At 65.8% G+C, this 17081-nt stretch carries 14 protein-coding genes; 6 read left to right on the top strand and 8 right to left on the bottom strand.

The genetic code is table 11. The features are described 5' to 3' along the window. Positions 1-48: 48 nt before the first annotated feature. Positions 49-1590: a hypothetical protein gene (locus ABIC94_RS21305; RefSeq protein WP_354374971.1), complete on the bottom strand. Its 1542-nt coding sequence runs from the start codon at positions 1588-1590 to the stop codon at positions 49-51. A gap of 270 nt (positions 1591-1860) precedes the next feature. Between ABIC94_RS21305 and ABIC94_RS21300 the strand changes: the two genes are divergently transcribed. The 4 genes from ABIC94_RS21300 (at position 1861) to ABIC94_RS21285 (ending at position 6701) form a co-directional block, all read left to right on the top strand. Beyond that, entirely contained in the window at positions 1861-2280 is a 420-nt protein-coding gene (locus ABIC94_RS21300; protein ID WP_354374970.1) for a hypothetical protein, read from the top strand. A gap of 53 nt (positions 2281-2333) precedes the next feature. After that, entirely contained in the window at positions 2334-4202 is a 1869-nt protein-coding gene (locus ABIC94_RS21295; protein ID WP_354374969.1) for a hypothetical protein, read from the top strand. A 55-nt stretch (positions 4203-4257) separates the two neighbouring features. Next, entirely contained in the window at positions 4258-5385 is a 1128-nt protein-coding gene (locus ABIC94_RS21290) for an ABC transporter substrate-binding protein (RefSeq protein ID WP_354374968.1), read from the top strand. A 395-nt stretch (positions 5386-5780) separates the two neighbouring features. Then, positions 5781-6701 (top strand): aldo/keto reductase, encoded by a 921-nt coding sequence (locus ABIC94_RS21285; protein WP_436318074.1) that lies wholly within the window; start codon positions 5781-5783, stop codon positions 6699-6701. A 16-nt stretch (positions 6702-6717) separates the two neighbouring features. Here the strand turns inward: ABIC94_RS21285 and ABIC94_RS21280 are convergent, their stop codons facing one another. The 7 genes from ABIC94_RS21280 to ABIC94_RS21250 all read right to left on the bottom strand — a co-directional run bounded on the left by ABIC94_RS21280 (position 6718) and on the right by ABIC94_RS21250 (position 14823). Then, entirely contained in the window at positions 6718-7689 is a 972-nt protein-coding gene (locus ABIC94_RS21280) for a Bug family tripartite tricarboxylate transporter substrate binding protein (RefSeq protein WP_354374966.1), read from the bottom strand. Positions 7690-7703: 14 nt separating this feature from the next. Continuing rightward, complete coding sequence (locus tag ABIC94_RS21275) at positions 7704-8831, bottom strand: porin (protein WP_354374965.1); 1128 nt, start codon at positions 8829-8831, stop codon at positions 7704-7706. A 119-nt stretch (positions 8832-8950) separates the two neighbouring features. After that, positions 8951-10651 (bottom strand): dihydroxy-acid dehydratase, encoded by a 1701-nt coding sequence (locus tag ABIC94_RS21270; RefSeq protein WP_354374964.1) that lies wholly within the window; start codon positions 10649-10651, stop codon positions 8951-8953. Beyond that, positions 10648-11106, bottom strand: a complete 459-nt coding sequence (locus tag ABIC94_RS21265; protein WP_354374963.1) for an aconitase X swivel domain-containing protein — start codon at positions 11104-11106, stop codon at positions 10648-10650. Before ABIC94_RS21265 ends, ABIC94_RS21270 begins: the two co-directional genes overlap by 4 nt. Further along, positions 11103-12398 (bottom strand): aconitase X catalytic domain-containing protein, encoded by a 1296-nt coding sequence (locus ABIC94_RS21260; RefSeq protein WP_354374961.1) that lies wholly within the window; start codon positions 12396-12398, stop codon positions 11103-11105. Before ABIC94_RS21260 ends, ABIC94_RS21265 begins: the two co-directional genes overlap by 4 nt. A gap of 42 nt (positions 12399-12440) precedes the next feature. Beyond that, positions 12441-13283: an IclR family transcriptional regulator gene (locus ABIC94_RS21255; RefSeq protein ID WP_354374960.1), complete on the bottom strand. Its 843-nt coding sequence runs from the start codon at positions 13281-13283 to the stop codon at positions 12441-12443. Positions 13284-13362: 79 nt separating this feature from the next. After that, on the bottom strand, positions 13363-14823 hold the full coding sequence (locus tag ABIC94_RS21250) for an FAD-dependent oxidoreductase (protein WP_354374959.1): 1461 nt from the start codon (positions 14821-14823) through the stop codon (positions 13363-13365). A gap of 165 nt (positions 14824-14988) precedes the next feature. On the opposite strand from ABIC94_RS21250, the gene ABIC94_RS21245 reads away from it, so the two are divergent. Beyond that, positions 14989-15987 (top strand): Bug family tripartite tricarboxylate transporter substrate binding protein, encoded by a 999-nt coding sequence (locus ABIC94_RS21245; RefSeq protein WP_354374958.1) that lies wholly within the window; start codon positions 14989-14991, stop codon positions 15985-15987. Beyond that, positions 15984-17003, top strand: a complete 1020-nt coding sequence (locus ABIC94_RS21240; protein ID WP_354374957.1) for a Bug family tripartite tricarboxylate transporter substrate binding protein — start codon at positions 15984-15986, stop codon at positions 17001-17003. The genes ABIC94_RS21245 and ABIC94_RS21240 overlap by 4 nt, the downstream gene beginning before the upstream one ends. The last annotated feature ends 78 nt before the right edge of the window (positions 17004-17081 follow it).

The raw sequence follows: 17081 nt of genomic DNA, 5'->3' as shown, positions 1-17081 counted from the left end.
CGGACAGCGCCTACGCCCTGCGTAGCGCGCTTTCGCCCGACGCCTGGCTCAGTTGTCCTTGACGATCTTCCAGCTCTTTCCCTCGTCCGTGGACCGCACGATCAGGTTCTCGGGCAGAAAGGCGATCAGGGAACCGTCGGCGCGGTCCACCATCATCTGGCGAACGGCATAGGGATTGGTCATTCCCGGCGAGCTTCCGGTCTGCGACCAGCTCTTGCCGCCGTCGCGCGTGGTCATCAAGCCGAGCTTTCCGGGCATCAGGCTGGACGCGATGGGGCCCACGGCATAAGCCGTCTGCCGGTCCTTGAAGGCGATCGTCACGACAAAACGGCTGGTGTCCAGATCGGTCCAGGTCTGCCCCCAATCGGGCGAAAGCAAGGTGGTTTTCGTCATCACCACCGTCTGGGACACCAGGGTGCCGTCGGGCAAAGCATTCACGTCGAGGGTGGAGCGGCCATTGCTGGAGCGAAACAGCGTGCGGCCATCGGTGGCATGGAGGTCGCCGTTGGGCATCATCACGCCCGCCCGCTCCGGCTGGCCGAAGCTCATGCTGCGCTGCCATGGCACGTTGATCGAGCGGGAATCGGAAAACTCCCCGAGCTTTTGCCACGCTCCGGCATCGAGGTCCTTCGACACGTAGACGGTCCAAAGGCTGTCGCGGCGCGAAATCGCGACCACGCCACCACCGCGCATCGGCTGCGCCAGTTGGATGAGCCCGTCATCGGGCGGCACCAGGTTTTTCCAGGTCAACCCCTCGTCGGAGGAATGGCGCAGCAGGCCTTCCTCGCCCGCCGCCAGCAGCCCGCCACGGTATGGCCGGACCGAGAGCACTTCGCGCCAGGAACCCACGTCGAGTTCCTTCCAGCGGCTCTCGCCGCTCTTGCGCCACAGCACCTTGCCGAGCTTGCTGCCGGCCATGAACTCGCCGTCGGCCGTCTGTGTCAGCCCGTGCCAGATGGACGCCAGGCGCTTGACCTGCGGCGCCAGCGTGGCGCGGCGATCGAGGTCGAGTGTTGGAACGAAGCCATGCTGCGGACGGCCGCGCGTCTGCGCGGCCAACGCGGGGTACAGGGTCTCGAAGGTCTTCTGCAGTTCGGCCTCGGGCGGCACGTAGGCGACGACGAAGCGCATACCGAGGCGCGGCTGGATCAACAGCGTTCCGAGCAACGTGACTTCACCGCGCACTACATCGAAGCTGCCGAATTTCTCATCGATCGGATAGAAGTAGCTCATGTTGCCACCCGCACCCGTGATGTTCTTGATGATGTAGCGCCCGGGCGCGACCATGCCGCTGAACACGGCGGTGGTGTAGGTAGCCTTGCGCGTGCGCGTCAGCACCACGATGTCCCGCCCAGTCTGTTTTTCGCCGGGCGCGAGTACGCGTTCGAGGCGCACGGCGGACAGCGTCTCTGCCGGGTCGGTCTCCCCGGGGCTGTTGGTGATCAGCTTCATGACTACCGCGCCCTCCTGTCCGGTAAGGGTCTGCTCGGGCGTGATCGGTGCAGCGCTGCACGCGGCCAGCAGCAGGGCAACCAGCAACAGCACAAGCCCGTGCAACAGGCGGGAGATGGAATGGGAAGTGGGGTTCATGGATTGGCAATAGCCGGCGGTGCGGCGCCCGCGCCGGCCGGTGATGTTCTTGTGGAGACGGCAGGCCCTCCGCCTGCGGGGAGGCACGATACATTGCGAAACATGCGGGGGCAAGCAATGGCGGTGCGCGATGTTGTATCGACGCACGCAGGTGCTGCGGGACGCTCTCTGGCCTTGGCCCGGCAATCAGAATCAGGGCTATGCAGTAGCAAAAAAGGAGGCGTGATAGTGCCTGTTCCGAAAGAGCGGACCCTGACCGGAAACGTTCAAATGCCGATCGGTGCCGACAGAGGCTTTTGTCCAAATTGCAGCACCGAATGCGAACAAAATGCAGCCGAGTGCATCGCGTGCGGGGCCAGCTTCGAGGCGGGCAGTAATTGGCAGCTCAGTTTTGAAACTCCCGCCGTTCGTCGCCCTGCCGCCGCACCCTTGCCTATGCCCGCGGCCTGGAATTTCGCAAGAAAAGTCATCAACCGACTTTTGTTGGTGCTCACGCTCTTGCCATTGGCGCTCTATCTTCTGCGCCTTTCGTTCTCTCCAATCTATCCCCTTCCCACCGGAGTCGCTGCGGTCGCCGGTCTTTGGGCCTTGTTCCTCTGGATCGCTGCTGGCGCTTGCCTGTGGGCGGTGCATATGGTGGTACTGGCGGGAGCAGAGTTTCTCTTTCGATTCTTTCGATCGAGAAGATGATCACCTTCCCTTCCGGGCCTGAAATGCCATTGAGGCAACAAAGGACTCGAATCATGCGATTCGTTATCGGGCTGGTCGCACTCGGAATTCATTGGGCAGCATGTGCCAGCATGCCGACATGGCGTGGCGTCGAGATCCGGCAGTTCGGCCAATCGGCGGCGCAGCCGGAGCGGGTCTACGCCTTGGGCAATGGCATTCTTTTTCGCTCGGATGATCGGGGCCGAACCTGGAGTCCCTTGCGCATGCCTCGGCTCAGCCAGGCAACTGAACTGCACGTCGATCCGAACGATGCGCAGCACGTGCTGGTACTCGGCCGCAGCCAGAACAACAGAGAAAACCCCGAACTGCACGAGTCGTTCGATGGTGGCCTGCACTGGGTTCGACGCGCGACATTGAAATTTTCGGATCCAAACGGATTGCCTGGCGGCAGCTTTCTACCCACGCGACTGGCCATCCCGACCAGTAGGCAACCTGGCGACTGGTGGGCCTACGACGGTCGCTGGTTCCGATCTTCCGATAGCGGGCAGACTTGGACTCGGTTGCCCGGCGGGCGACTTGCTTTCGCAGCGATGCGAGGACCATCCGTCAGCTTCAGCCTGGACGACAACGTACTTTGGCGGTCCAAGAGCGCGGACCTGTCCTGGGAGAACGTCCACGAGTTCAAAAAGAATGCGGCAACTCCGAGCTATCGCGTACGCCCCCCCTCTAACTTGATCGTGCTCAGCGACGAAGAACTCGTCGTGCGCGACAGCGAAGGCAACTGGTTACAGAGCATCGACGGCGGAGCGAATTGGCTGCCGGCTACCAACGGCTTCCAGAGCTTGAACGGCCCGCATCCGGGATCTGCGTCCCAGGGACCTGCAGCGAGGTCCCTTGGCGAGACGTGGTGCAGCGTTCAGCGCTCGCCTGCTGCGGCAAATACGCTGCTCGCGCAGTGCATATGGGACAACGGCTCGTTTCCGATTTCGACGTGCCTTCACGTCAGCACTGATACGGGGCGCTCATGGATGCCACCGCGAACATCGGGAAGCACGTCAGGCCCTGACTGCCAAGCGCAGGGCCTTCGCAGAGGATGGGCGCCGACCGCCGTGCTGCTGGACGCGGTCGACCCATTCCACATGCTTGCTGCCTGGCAGGCCGGTGGCCTATACCGCAGCGATGACGGAGGCAAGACTTGGCAGTCGTCGGCCGTAGGATTGATGTTCCGCAACGAGCAGGCGTCCGAGATCAACTGGGCTGCGATCGGCGAGCCCGCCCTCATCCAGGCCGTGCTCTACAGAGATTCGAATCTGCTCTCGCGCACTCTCGCAAGTGGGGTCGATATCGATGCTCCGGGTAATCGGTTGGCAAACGTGCTCGACGCTGATCTGACCGCGCGCGAACTGGAGTCTCGGGAGCAAGCAACCCCAAATCCGATGATGTGGCCCGAGTTGCGCAAGGCTCGGGCAGAGGCATTCGCCGTTCCGACGGTGCGCAAAGGACTTCTGACACGTGCGTTGGAACTGAAATTGGATGACATTGCGGATGACTTGATTCGCCGAGGCTATGACTGGGGAATCATCACCGCCGATGCCGCACCATCCGATATGCCGGATAGCGAGCTTCGCGAGATCTTGCACCATAGCCGACATCTTCCTTCGGGCTCGGATCGGATCGGACGGCTGATCGCCAATTACATTGCGGCGACGCGATTTCCTTCCGCGGACCGAACAACACTGGATCTACTTGACGCAGGCGAAACTGAACTGGCGATAAGGGTACTCAAGGCATCGACTCGACGCAGCCCTTTCGATCGGCAGAGCACCATCTCCAAGACATCGAGGCGGCTTGTCGCGGAAGGCCTGCTGACCGCGGGAGAAAAGTCATGGGCCAGAAGAGTCTTCGCCACTGTTCCGCGGCTGCAACAAGGAAGGGGCAAATAGCGATTTACCCAAAGCGCCGTGCCTCTTAAGATGGTCAAACAAACAATTTGTGACCATGCAATACAAAAAGATTCATTTGCTGGCTTCGGCCTTTGCCACCCTTCTCCTTGCGGTACAGCCTGCGGCGCAGGCGCAAACCAAGCCGCTCCTGATCGGCCAGACCTACGTGCAGACCGGGCCGCTGGCGTCCCTGTCGACCGAGCCGCTGATCGGCATCCGTGCCTTCTTGGCCACACTGAATGCCAGCGGCGGCGTCAACGGGCGGCCGGTCGAACTGCGCCAGCTCGACGACGCCTTTGACCCTGCCAAGGGCGCCGAGAACGTCAAGACCTTCGTCAAGGACGGCGCCGTCGGCATCCTCATGCCCATCGGCACGTCGCCGACGGTCGGTGCCTTGAAGGCCGCCAACGAGCTCAAGATTCCGGTCGTGGGCGCGTACACAGGCGCAGCCCCGGTGGTCAAACCGTCCGAATACGGCTTTCCGGTGCGCATCAGCTTCGACGAGGAATACAGCCGCATCGTGAACCACCTGTTCACCATCGGCCTCACGCGCATCGCCTTCGCGCACAACGACAACCCCGGCGCGCGCTCGGCAATGGAGAGCACGCAAAAATTCATTGCCGAACGCGGCGAAAAAATGGTCGGCAGCGTGCCAATCAAGAACGACGGCTCCGACGCGGCCGAACGCGCGGCGGAACTGGTCAAGCTCAAACCGAAGGCCGTGGTGCTGTCGGCCACCAACGACGTGGCAGCCAAGTTCATCACCGCCTACCGCGCGGCGGGCGGCGAAACGGCTTTCTATTCGTTCTCCTTCCTGAACGGGCAAAAGCTGTTCCAGGACATCAAGAAGGACGCGGCCGGCGTGGTCATCTCGCAGGTCGTGCCCTACCCGTGGAACAGCGCCATGCCGGTGATTGCCGAATACCAGGCGGCCATGAAGAAAATCGGCGCGACGGAGTTCAGCTACGCCAGCCTCGAAGGCTATGTGGCGGCCAAGGTCATGGTCGAGGGCCTGAAGCGCGCGGGCACGAGTCCGACGGCCGATTCGCTGCACAAGGGCCTCGAGTCGTTCAAGACGCTGGACATCGGCGGGATTGCGGTGTCTTACCGGCCGGGCGAGCACCGTGGGCTGACCTTTTCCGAGCTGTCGATGCTTAAGGCTGACGGGCGGTATTTGCGCTGAGGGTTTTCTCCGTACGTGAATTCATTCGGGGCGGGTGCAAAGGCCACCGGGTGCTCCCCTCCGCGAATGTCCCCCGGCTTCGCCTCCTCCTTTATTTCGCTGCGGGGAGCACCCGATGCCCTGTGCACTGGGGCATGCTGCTGGTGTACCGCTGATCAACGACTGCTCTGAACAACGCTCCCGCTGGCGGGGTGCCTTGCGCAGCGAAATAAAGGAGGAGGCCGCAGGCCGGGGGACATTCGCGGAGCAAGGTACCCCGTCGGCGGGTGCGCCGCCCTGAACAACGCACCTCGAACGTCGCCCTGAACGCCCCGCCAACATAGCCCCAGCAAGCGCCGAGTAAAAGCCCCAGGCGCAGAATTTGATTCGTGACACCCCTCACGAACCAACCCCACATCACGCGCGCCCGGCTGCTCAGGCTCAGCGCCGCACTCTGCGCCGGTGCAGCGCTCCCCTCCTTCGCACAGCAACAAGGCAGGCCTGCGATGACCATGAACACCCGCCCTATCCCTTCCACCCAGGAGGCCTTGCCGGTTGTCGGCTGCGGCACCTGGATCGGCTTCGACCAGCGCCCCGGCACCGACGAGTACAAGCGCCTGCCCGGCGTGCTCGAAGCCCTCTTCGCAGCCGGCGGCAAGGTGATCGACAGCTCGCCGATGTACGGCCGCTCCGAAGAAACCACAGGCGAACTGCTGGCCGCATCGAAGCAGCGCGAGAACAAGGCTTTTCTTGCGACCAAGGTCTGGACGTCGGGCCGCGAAGCCGGCATTGCGCAGATGGAGCAGTCTTTCGCGCGGCTGCGCACCGAGCGCATGGACCTGATGCAAGTGCACAACCTGATGGACTGGAAAACCCATCTCGCCACGCTGCGCGGCTGGAAAGAGAAAGGCCGGGTGCGCTACATCGGCATCACGCACTACACCGCTTCGGCCTACGACGAAGTGGAAGCCGTGCTGCGCGCCGAGAAGCTCGACTTTCTGCAGATCAACTATTCGATCGACGCGCGCGAGGCCGAGCAGCGACTGCTGCCGCTCGCCGCCGAGCGCGGGGTGGCGGTGATCGTCAACATGCCGTTTGGCGGCGGCGGCCTCCTGCGCCGGCTGCGGGACAAGCCGCTGCCGGCGTGGGCCACTGAAATCGGCTGCACAAGCTGGGCGCAGGTGCTGCTGAAGTTCGTGCTGAGCCACCCTGCCGTGACCTGCACCATTCCCGGCACCAGCCGCGCCCAGCACATGGCCGACAACGCCGCGGCCGGCGCGGGCTCGTTTCCGGATGCGGCGTTCTGGCGCAGCAACGCGGGCTCGATCGGGCTCTGAGCCGCAACCGCGGCGGCTATTCGAACTTCACGTTGTGCTGCCGCACGGTGGCGCCGAAGGCCTCGTACTGCGCGCGGAAAAATTCGGTGAATTTCGCGGGGCTCATGCCGTAACCCTCGAAGCCCTGCTGCACCAGCTGCGCATGCACGTCCGGCCGCTTCAGCGTGTTCTGCAGTTCCTGCGACAGCTTGTCGGTAATGGCCTGCGGCAACCCCGGCGGCCCGAAGAAGCCGGCCCAGGGCGTGATGGTGAGCTTGCCCAGCCCCAGCTCGCTGCCGGTGGGCACGTCGGGCAGCAAGGCGCTGCGCTGCGGCAGCAGCGTGACCAGCGCGCGAATGCGCCCCTCCTTCACGAAGCCCGGTGCCAGCGTGCCAGTGGTGAACATCATGTGGATCTGCCCGCCCAGCAAGTCGGTCATGGCCTGCATGTCGCCCTTGTAGCGCGCGTTCACCACCTTGCGTTCGCCCAGCAGTTGCAGCATGGCCAGCTCCGAGGCGCTGTTGCTCGATGCCGAGTTGTAAGCGCCGGGCTTCGCCGCCACCATCGCCAGCAGTTCGTTCACGCTCTTCACCGGAAGGCTCGACGGCACCACCAGGAACATCGAGAACTGGCCGGCCGAGCTGATCGGCGTGAAGGCCTTGAACGGGTCGTAAGGCGGCGTCGGCCGCAGCGTGGGCGCAGCCACCATCGCGGTGTTGGTGCCCATCAGCAGCGTGTAGCCATCCGGCTTGGCCGATGACGTGGCCTGCGCCGCCAGAACGCCGTCGGCACCGGGCCGGTTCTCCACGATCACCTGTTGGCCGAGCTGCTTCGACAGCCCCTCCGCGATGATGCGCGTGAGCGCGTCGGCGCCGCCGCCGGGTGCAAAGCCGACGATCAGGCGCAGCGGCTTGTCCGGATAGGTCTCCGCGCTCCATGCTGCCGCGCCGGGCAGCATGGCCAGCGCGCTACCGGCAAGGGCCGCCAGGGTCAGGTTTCTGCGTCGCATTTCTTGCTCCTTCTTCAGAAGAGATGCCGCACGCCGAGCTCCCAGCCCGACGAGCGGCGGCCGCCGGCCGGCGCCACACCGCCGCTGACAACATAGCGCGCCTGGCCGCTGTTCATCAACCGCGCGTAGGTGCCGTAGAGCGCGGTGCGCTTCGAGAGGTTGTGCACATAGCCGATGCCGAACTGGCGCGCGTCGTCGCGGTTGCGCGGCATGCCGTTGGCGTTGCGCAGGCTCTCGTCGCTGCGGTCGTCCAGGTACGCATAGCTCACGCGGATGCGGCCGACCTCGAAGGCCGGAATGTGCGCGCCGATCTCTGCGGTGTTCTTGCGCACCGTGCCGGCGGCGAGCTTCACGGTCACCTTGTTGTAGAGCGCGAAGAACTTCGCAAAGCCCGCATCCCACGTGCCGCCGATGTTGGCGTGCGTGTAGTTGCCGATGGTGGCTGTGGCGTCGTAGTGGGTACGGGTCACGGCGGCGGCAATGTCGAATGCGCCCGAGGCGAAACCGAAGCGCGCGCCGGCAAAGTTGCCGTCGTCGCGATTCGGCGCGGTGGAGTTGTTCTCCCCCGTGCCGACCATCGCCATGCCGTAGAAGCCGCCGAGCTTGGACGGCAGCCAATAGCTCACCGTGTTGCTGCCCGTGATGCCGGTGGGCAACGGCCCGGTGCCCGCGCCCGCGAACGTGAGGTTGCCCGCGCGCGCCACGCCGTTGGCGTTGAAGGGATCGAAGTAGATGCTGTTGTAGTGCGTGGGAATGAAGTCGCGGCCCAGGCGCAGTTCACCGACCTTGTCGTGCGACAGGCTCACGAAAGACATGCGGTCGAAGGTGATCGGCCCCGCCACTCCTGCGCCGCTCGCCTGGTTGTTGCTGTTGCTCGCGCGGCCGGTGCCGGTGTCGGGGTTCAGGCTGCCTTCGAGCCAGAAGCCCGCGCGCAAACCGCCGCCCAGATCTTCGGTGCCGCGGAATCCGAGCCGGCTGGTCGAGAGCCCGCCGTTGGACAGCGCCTTGACCGAGCCGCCGCCATCGCCGTTGGTGTACTGGATGCCGAGGTCCATCACGCCGAACACGGTGACGCTGGATTGCGCATGTGCCGCGCCGCTGCTTGCAAGCCCTAACGCTGACCACATCAAAATTTTCTTCATGGTTTCTTGTCTCCTGCTTCTTCTCTTGGTTGAAAAACTCGGAACGCGCGCAGGGCTGCGCCACCGGGTGCGCACGGGGGTGCGCACCGGTCGGCGAAGGCCGGGGTAAAAAGGTGTTGCTAGCCGGAAGGCTCGGGCCGTTCGGTGCGCACGAGCACGGCGCCCTTGGACAGCGGGCTCACGTTGCGCCGGTACTGCTGCAGCCAGCCGGTGTCGAAGGCCGGCGGCGGCGCTTGCCAGTCGGCGCGGCGCGCCTGCAGTTCTGCATCGGTCAATGCGATGTCGAGGCGGCGCGCGTCGAGGTCGATGGTGATCACGTCGCCATCGCGCACCAGCCCCAGCGGCCCGCCGAGCGCGGCTTCGGGCGACACCTCGGCCACCACGAGCCCCTTGCAGACCAGGCCTGAAAGGTGACCGTCGGTCAGGATCGCGACCTGGTCACCCAAGCCCGCGCCGTCAACGGCGAACACCACGCGTGAGGCGCCGCCGCCCATCGCCGGGCCGCCGCACGCACCTGCGCCGCGCATCACGACCACCTGCCCCGGCACGATCTCGCCTTTCTTCAGCGCGGCGATGGCGGCGTCCGAAGTCCAGAAGCACACGGCCGGACCTGTGAAGCTGCGCACCTTGCGTTCCACGATGCCGGTCTTGATGAGTCCTGATTCGGGCGCGAGGTTGCCGCGCAGCAGCACGATGGCGGGCAGCGGCGCCACGGGGCGATCGATGGGGCGGATCACCTCTGGGTCGACGACTTCAACGCTCTGCAGGTTGTCCGCCACGGTGCCACTCGTCACGGTGGGCGCGCTCGTGTCGAGCAAGGGCGCAAGCTGCTTCATTAGCGCACGGCAACCGCCCGCAGCTTCGAAGGCTTCGATGCTGTGCTCGCCGATCGGCCGCACGCCGGCCAGCACCGGCGTCGTCGGGCCGAGGCTTTCGAAGAGGCCATACACATCGACGCCGCACTCCCCTTCGGTCGATATCGCCTGCAGGTGCTTGGCCGTGTTGAGCGAGCCGCCGACGGACAGCACCGCGCGCACCGCGTTGGCGAAGGCGCCGGGCGTGAGGATGTCGCGCGGCTTCAGGTCGTCCCACACCATCTGCACGATGCGCGTTCCGGCGGCGCGCACGTCGGCCATCATCTTCGGGCTCAGCGCGGCCACGGGCGCACTGCCGGGCAAGGCCATGCCGAGCGCCTCGCAGACGATGTGCATCGAGTTGGCCGTGCCCAGGCCCGAGCACACACCCGGCCCGCGAATGGCCTCGCGGCTCATGCCCACGAGTTCTTCGACCAGAAGGTTGCCCGTGACCGCGTGCATCGCGCCGATGAACACTTCCTCGATGTCCATGTGCTTGCCCCGGTACTCGCCGCTGGGCTGGTAGCCGCAGGGCACGAGCAACGTCGGAATGTTGAGCCGCGCCGCTGCCATGAGCTGGCCCGGCACGGTCTTGTCGCACGAGGTGAGGCACACCATGCCGTCGAGCTGCGCGCCCTCCACGGCCACTTCGATGTCGTTGGTGACCAGGTCGCGCGCGCCGAGCATGTAGGCGCCGCGCGCGCCGGCACCGGTGATGAAGTCGCTGGGCGCTGCCGTGCGGATCTCGAACGGCACGCCGCCCGCCGCGCGGATCGCGGTCTTGATTTCCGCCGCCACCTTGTCGAGGTGGCTGAAGCAAGCCGCGAGTTCGGACGAGCTGTTGACGATGGCGATCTTCGGCTTCTCGCAGTCTTCTTCCGGAATGCCGAGCGCGCGCCAGTGCGCATTGCGCACCGACCAGAGATACGAGCCGCGCGGAAAGTTGCTGCGCAGGGAGCGGGTCATGGGCGGTCTCCGGGTTTGTTCTTCTTGGTGATTTCGATCACGCCGCGGTCGGCATCCACGCGCACCCAGTCGCCGGTCTCGATGCATTCCAGCGGGTCGCGCTCGAAGTCGGTCATCGAGGGCGAGTGCGTGACCACGGCGCCGAGCGCCATCTTGGTGGTCATCTCGTTGAACAGGAACGCCGCGGGCGCCGAGTTCATGAGCCGCGTCATGTGGAACATGGCCGACCAGCCCGACGAGCCCTTGGCACCCGGAAACACCAGCACCTTGCCGGCGAAGCTCTGGCCGCGCAGCTCGTGCCGCGTTTCGATGACGGTGCCGGTGCGCGGATCGATGCCGCCCCAGCCCGAGATGCGGTCGCGCGTGACGAGTGCTTCGCCTTCGGCCACACCGCCGACCACCTTGCGGCCGCGGATCACGATGGTGTGTTCATCGGTCACGACTGCGTCGTTCATGCGTAGCCTCCATTCCACCGCCCCGTGCACGCCGCATCGATGCATTCCGCCGTGCTGCCGAACCACGCCTGCACGCCGAGAATCGCGGGCAGGTAGTGCGCCTGCTTGGCCGAATCGAGCGCCACCGTCTTCGTGCCCTTGGGCACGGCGCGGCTCATTGCGGAGCAGCTGTCGGTCATGAGGATGCCGCCCGCGTCCTCGATGATCTTGGTGTAGCCGTTGCGGTCGGCCAGCGACTTGATGGCGCGCGGGGTGAATATCCACAGCTCGCAATCGGGATGCACCTTGCGGCCCTCGATGAGCTGCGCGGCTTCCCAGATCTGCTCGATGGTGTAGTGCGGGCAGCCGAGCATCACGTACTGCACCTCGGCGTCCTTGCCCGTCGCGTTGATCTTCTCGTAGGTGGCGCGGCGCTCGGCCTCGCCATAACGCAGCACCTCGACCGGCGCTTTTCCTGCGAGCGCCTGCTCCAGCGTCAGCGCCTCGGGCGTGATGCCGGCGATGTGATACATCTCCACGCCGCCCGACGACGAAGCCGCCGCGCCGAAGTGCTTGAGCCGCGGCAAGTTGGGCACGCGGGCGATGCCGCGCTTGCTGTGCACCACCGGCACGCGCTCCTGCACATGCTCGCCGATGTAGTAGCCGAGCAAGCCCCAGTCCTGCACCGATTCGACTTCGACGTCGAGCTCGACCACATGCGTGGCGTGGCGGTTCTCGTCGAGGTGGTAGCCCCAGTAGGGAATGCGGCCGGTGAGCATGGCCGCACCCGTGCTCTCGCGGCCTTCGGTGTTGGTACGCGCGCCGAGCACCGAGTTGCAATACACCACGGCCGACGACTCCATCCACGCGCAGTGCTCGCCGCGCGTCGGGATGTTGCCGACCTGGTACGGGGTGCAGGTGTTCATGATCTGCGCGCCGAGGCCCGCCGCATGGCGCTCGCTCTTGTTGTAGAACTGCACGATCTCCTCGCTCACGCCCATGCGCTCGGGCTGGCCGGGGTCGAAGCCCAGCTGCAGGTGGCTGGTGAAGACCTTGAACTTCGGAATCTCGACGGTCTCCTGGCTGTCGAGGCTGAATTCGGAGAACACCGCATCCATGCCGCCGCCCTTGGCGAGCGCGAAGTCGCGCTGGAACGGCGTGGTCGAGGTGATGGTGGCGCAGACGTTGCGCGTCTCGACCAGCCGCTCGGCGCCCAGCGCTTCGCCGTAGCGCATCAGGAGGTCCATCGCCTTCTGCACGGCCGGTCCGTCACGGCCGTCCATCATGGCTTTTTCTTCATCGCTCAGGTGCATGACCTGTGTCTCCGTTTTTATGTTGTCGTGGGGTCGGCCGGGCTAGCCCGGCGAGGGCGTGGGCACATGGCCGCCGATGTCGCGCGCAATGGTGAGCGCGATGTCGTGCAGGCGCGGTGCCAGTTCGTTGCGCAGGCGCTCCTCGGTGAAGACGAAGGCCGCGCCGCCGCCGTTGAGCGCCATCACCTCGCCGTCCGGCCCGATGAGGGGCACGGACACTGAATTGATTTCGCGGTGGAATTCGCCGAGCGAGAGGCAATAGCCCAGCCGCCTGGCTTCGCCGATGGCGCGCGTCATGCCGGGTGCGATGCTGTCCCATTCGGGGCCGCGCAAGAGGCGCATCGAATCGATGAGCTGGTTGCGCTGCACCTCGGGCAGTGCCGAGAGGTAGGCGCGGCCCAGGGCCGAATTGGCCAGCGGCGCGCGCGAACCCACGTCGAGCCGCGCCGAGAGCATCGACGAGCGCGGCCGGCAGGCCTCGATCAGCACCATCTCCATGCCGTCGCGTATGGCCAGGTAGACCGAGGCGCCCACCTCCTCCGCCATCGCCTGCATGCTGGGCCGCGCCGCGGCGCGCACGTCGAGGCTGCCGAGGAACACGCGCGAGAGCGACACGACGCCCGGGCCGAGCATGAAGCGGTCGGCAATCTGCGCGGCCTTGAGCATGCCCATGGAGAGCAGCGTGGCGACCAGCCGGTTGACGGTCGGCCGAGGAATGCCGGTCATGCGGGCAATGTCGGCATGACCCAGCACGGGCCGCTCTTCGCTGAAGCAGCGCAGCACCGAGATGCCGCGCTCCAGCGCGCTCACGGTGTCGGAGCGGTCGCCACGCGCATCGGCGGCTTCGGCGGCGGAAAAAGAGGTGTCGTTTTTATCAGTGGACATGGAAGAACCCGTTGCAAGACTCAAGACTCTGCAATGTAGAGGCTCGCGAGAGAAGTCGGTCGGGCTCATGGCAAGACATTCAGACGCCGGCCTCGGCCGCAGCGGCTGCCACCGGCGCATGCACGCCCTGCCCGGCGCCAGCGCGCAGGTACACGCCCTGGCTCAGGAGTTCGGACTGCAGCGCGCCCACGTCGATGAAGCGCGGCGCTATGCCGCCCCGCGACGCCAGCGCCGCCGCCACGCCCGCAGCCTGGCCGGTAATCCAGCATTGCGGAATCTCGCGCATGAAGCCGTGCGAGTTGCGGTCGCACGAAATGTGGCGGCCGCAGGCCAGCAGACCGTCGAGTTGCTGCGGCACCAGCGCGCCATAGGGAATGGAAATGTTCGGAAACTTGGGCGACACCGCGGGCGTCACGCCCACCTCGTCGGGCAGCGCCACGCCGTCGGGCCACTGGCTGCGCAGCACCGCGCCCACACCGGTGAGGCGGCGCGCATGGCGCACGCCGATCTGCGGCGCGCTGAGCATCAGGTAGGCATCCTCGAAACCCGGCGCATGGGCGCGGAAGTAGTCCAGGTGCGCGGCCATCGCACGGTGCGAACGCACTTCCACGGCCGTGAGGTCGTCCACGTCGAGCGCCGAATACCCCGACTGGCGCGGCCCCATGAACAGCGCCACGTCGTTGCGCCACGAGACGAAGGGCCGCTCGAACAGGCCGCATTGCTCGCGGCCGCCCGCCATGAAGGCGGTGAACGCCTCGGGCTGGCCGGCCTTGAACTCGATCCAGCGGTTCATGTCCACGCCGCCGAAGAGCCACGAGGTGTTCATGCAGTGGTGCACGTCGGCTTCCTCGATGTCGTTCACGTAGGCGGCGCCGGCGCGCGCGAACAGGTCGCCGTCGCCGGTGGCGTCGACCACCACGTCGGCCATGATCGCCATGCGGCCTTCCTTGCTCTCGAACACCACGCCTTTCACGGCGCCGTCCTGCACGATGGGAATGGCCGCCCACGAGTGGTAGATGAGCTTGACCTTGCGCTCCAGCACGATCTCCTGCGAGAGCAGCTTGAGCCGCTCCGGGTCGATGGTGGGCGACCACGTGACGACGCCGTGATAAGCGGCCGTGCGCTGCGACCAGTGCGCAGCCTTGGCCGCGTCCTGCGAGCCCCAGTCTTCCCGCGCGGGGCCGGCAATGGCGTCGGCCGGCAGGCGGTCGAACAGTTCTTCGGCAAAGCCGCGGATCACCAGCTTGCCTTCCCAGTCGGTCATGCGGTCGATCCAGATCACGAGGCCGCCGGTCGAAAGGCCGCCCAGGTGGTTGTAGCGTTCGAGCAGCGCCACGTCGGCGCCTGCGCGGGCGGCAGCTGCGGCCGCCGCGGTGCCCGAAGGCCCGCCGCCGACCACCAGCACGCCGCAGCGGTGGTAGACCGGAATGTTCTTGCCGGGCTCGGCCCAGCTGCCATGGTCAGGCCGCTTGACGCGGCTGTCGCGGTCGAAGATGTCGGAGCTGAGGATGCGCTCGTCGGTGCGGACGACAGTTTTCATGGATGAGTATCTTGGATGGGCTGTTTCGTCGTATTTTGATTTCAATGTTCATTTTGTCAAACATAAAAGTCTGAAAAAGGCCGTTCTTCGGGGTATTCCCTAGATGATGTGGATTTTTATGGTTTTCTAAATCAATATGAGAAGAACATTACAACGGAGACATCGATGAAAAAACCCTGCGGCACTCGCCGTGCGTTCGGCGTTGCGCTCGGCGCGACGGCCTTTCTGGGCCTGACACCCCTGGCGCTGGCGCAAGACTTTCCCGTGCGCGGCGGCAAGCCGATACGCATCGTGGTGGGCTTCACGGCCGGCGGCGGCACCGATGCGCAGGCGCGCATCGTGGCGCAGAAGCTCGGCGAGGTGCTGGGCACCGGCGTGATCGTCGACAACAAGCCCGGCGCCAGCACCATGCTCGCCGCAAGCGAGGTCGCGCGCGCGCTGCCCGACGGCTACACGCTGCTCTACGCGCCCTCTTCGACCATGGCGCAGAACCCGCACACCTTCTCGCAGGTGCCGTACGACCCGTTCAAGGACTTCACCGCCATTTCGATGGGCGGCCGCGGACCGCTGGTGCTGTCGGTGAGCACCACCGTGCCGGCCAGCAACGTGAAGGAACTCGTCGCCTACGTGAAGGCCAACCCCGGCAAGGTGAGCTATGCCTCCTTCGGTGCGGGCACTTCGTCGCACATCTACGGCGAGGCCTTCGTGAAGAAGGCCGGCATCGACGCGGTGCATATCCCCTACAAGGGCGGCTCGGATGCGGCGAAAGACCTGATCGGCGGCCGCGTGCAGTACATGTTCGATTCGGCCTCCTCGGCCCTCATCACATCAGGCACCGGCAAGGTGAAGATCCTGGCCATTGCCGCGAACGCGCGCATTGCCGCACTGCCCGACGTGCCCACCTTCGCGGAGCAAGGCGTGACAGGGCTCGACCTGCCGAGCTGGCTCGGCTTCTACGGGCCGGCGCACATGCCCGCGCCGGTGGTCGCGAGGCTCAATGCTGCGCTCACGCAGGTGTTGGCGATGCCGCAGGTGCGCGACTTCTACCGCTCGGGCGGCTACGAGGCCGGCGCGTCCACGCCGGAAGAGTTCGCCGGCATCACGCGTTCGAGCTTCGAGCGCTGGGGCACCATGGTCCAGCAGGTCGGGTTGGCGAAGCAATGAACCGATTGCCCTCCTCCATCGGGCGACGCCGCGTTGCCGCCTGGCTCGGGCTCGGGATCGCATTTGGCGCAGCCGCATTGCCGCCGGGCGCGCTCGCGGCCGAGCCCACGGCTTTTCCGGAAAAGGGACGCAGCATCCGCATCGTGCTCGGCCTTGCGGCGGGCGGCGCCTCCGACGCGCAAGCGCGCTTCGTCGCCAACAAGCTCGGCGAGGTGCTGCAGACGCCGGTCATCGTCGAGAACCGGCCGGGCGCGAGCTTCATCCTCGCAACGGAAGAAGTGATTCGCGCCGCACCCGACGGCTACACGATGATGTATGCGCCCTCTTCCGTGGTGGCGCAAAACCCGCAGACGCTGGCACAGGTGCGCTACGACCCGTTCAAGGACCTGACGCCCATCTCGCTCGGCGCACGCGGGCCGCTGGTGTTGACCGTGCACGCCAGCGTACCGGCGCGCACGGTGCAGGAGCTTGTGGCGTACATCAAGGCCAACCCAGGAAAGATGAGCTACGCCTCCTTCGGCACCGGCACCTCGTCGCACATCTACGGCGAGGCCTTCGCGCAGCAGGCGGGGCTGGACGTGGTGCATGTGCCCTACAAGGGCGGCGCCGACGCCGCGAAGGACTTTCTCGCGGGCCGCGTGCAGTACTACTTCGACGCGGCGCCCAACGCCATCCAGAACACTGCCACCGGCAAGGTCCGCATGCTGGCGGTGGCGGCGCCGAAGCGCAGCGCGATGCTGCCCGACGTGCCCACGATGACCGAGCAGGGTGTGAGCGGCGTCGACATGCCGAGCTGGCTCGGCTTCTTCGGGCCGGCACGCATGCCGGCGCCCGTGGTCGCCAGGCTCAACGCCGCATTGGCGCAGGTGCTGGGAATGCCGGCCACACGCGACTTCTTTCGCCAGGGCGCCTACGAAGCCGAGTCGTCGAGCCCCGCCCAGCTGGCCGAGCTCACGCGTACAACCTACGACCAGTGGGGCGACATGATCCGCAAGCTGGGGCTGGTGAAGCAATAGCGAGGGCCTGAGGCTCGAGGCTCGGGCTTAAAGAGATATTAAAAACTCTGGGGCATCATTCGCACTGCTTCCCGCGCG

The organism is Variovorax paradoxus (genome assembly GCF_040544635.1).
GTDB lineage: Bacteria > Pseudomonadota > Gammaproteobacteria > Burkholderiales > Burkholderiaceae_C > Variovorax > Variovorax paradoxus_R.
This window is presented reverse-complemented; position numbering and strand designations above follow the sequence as displayed.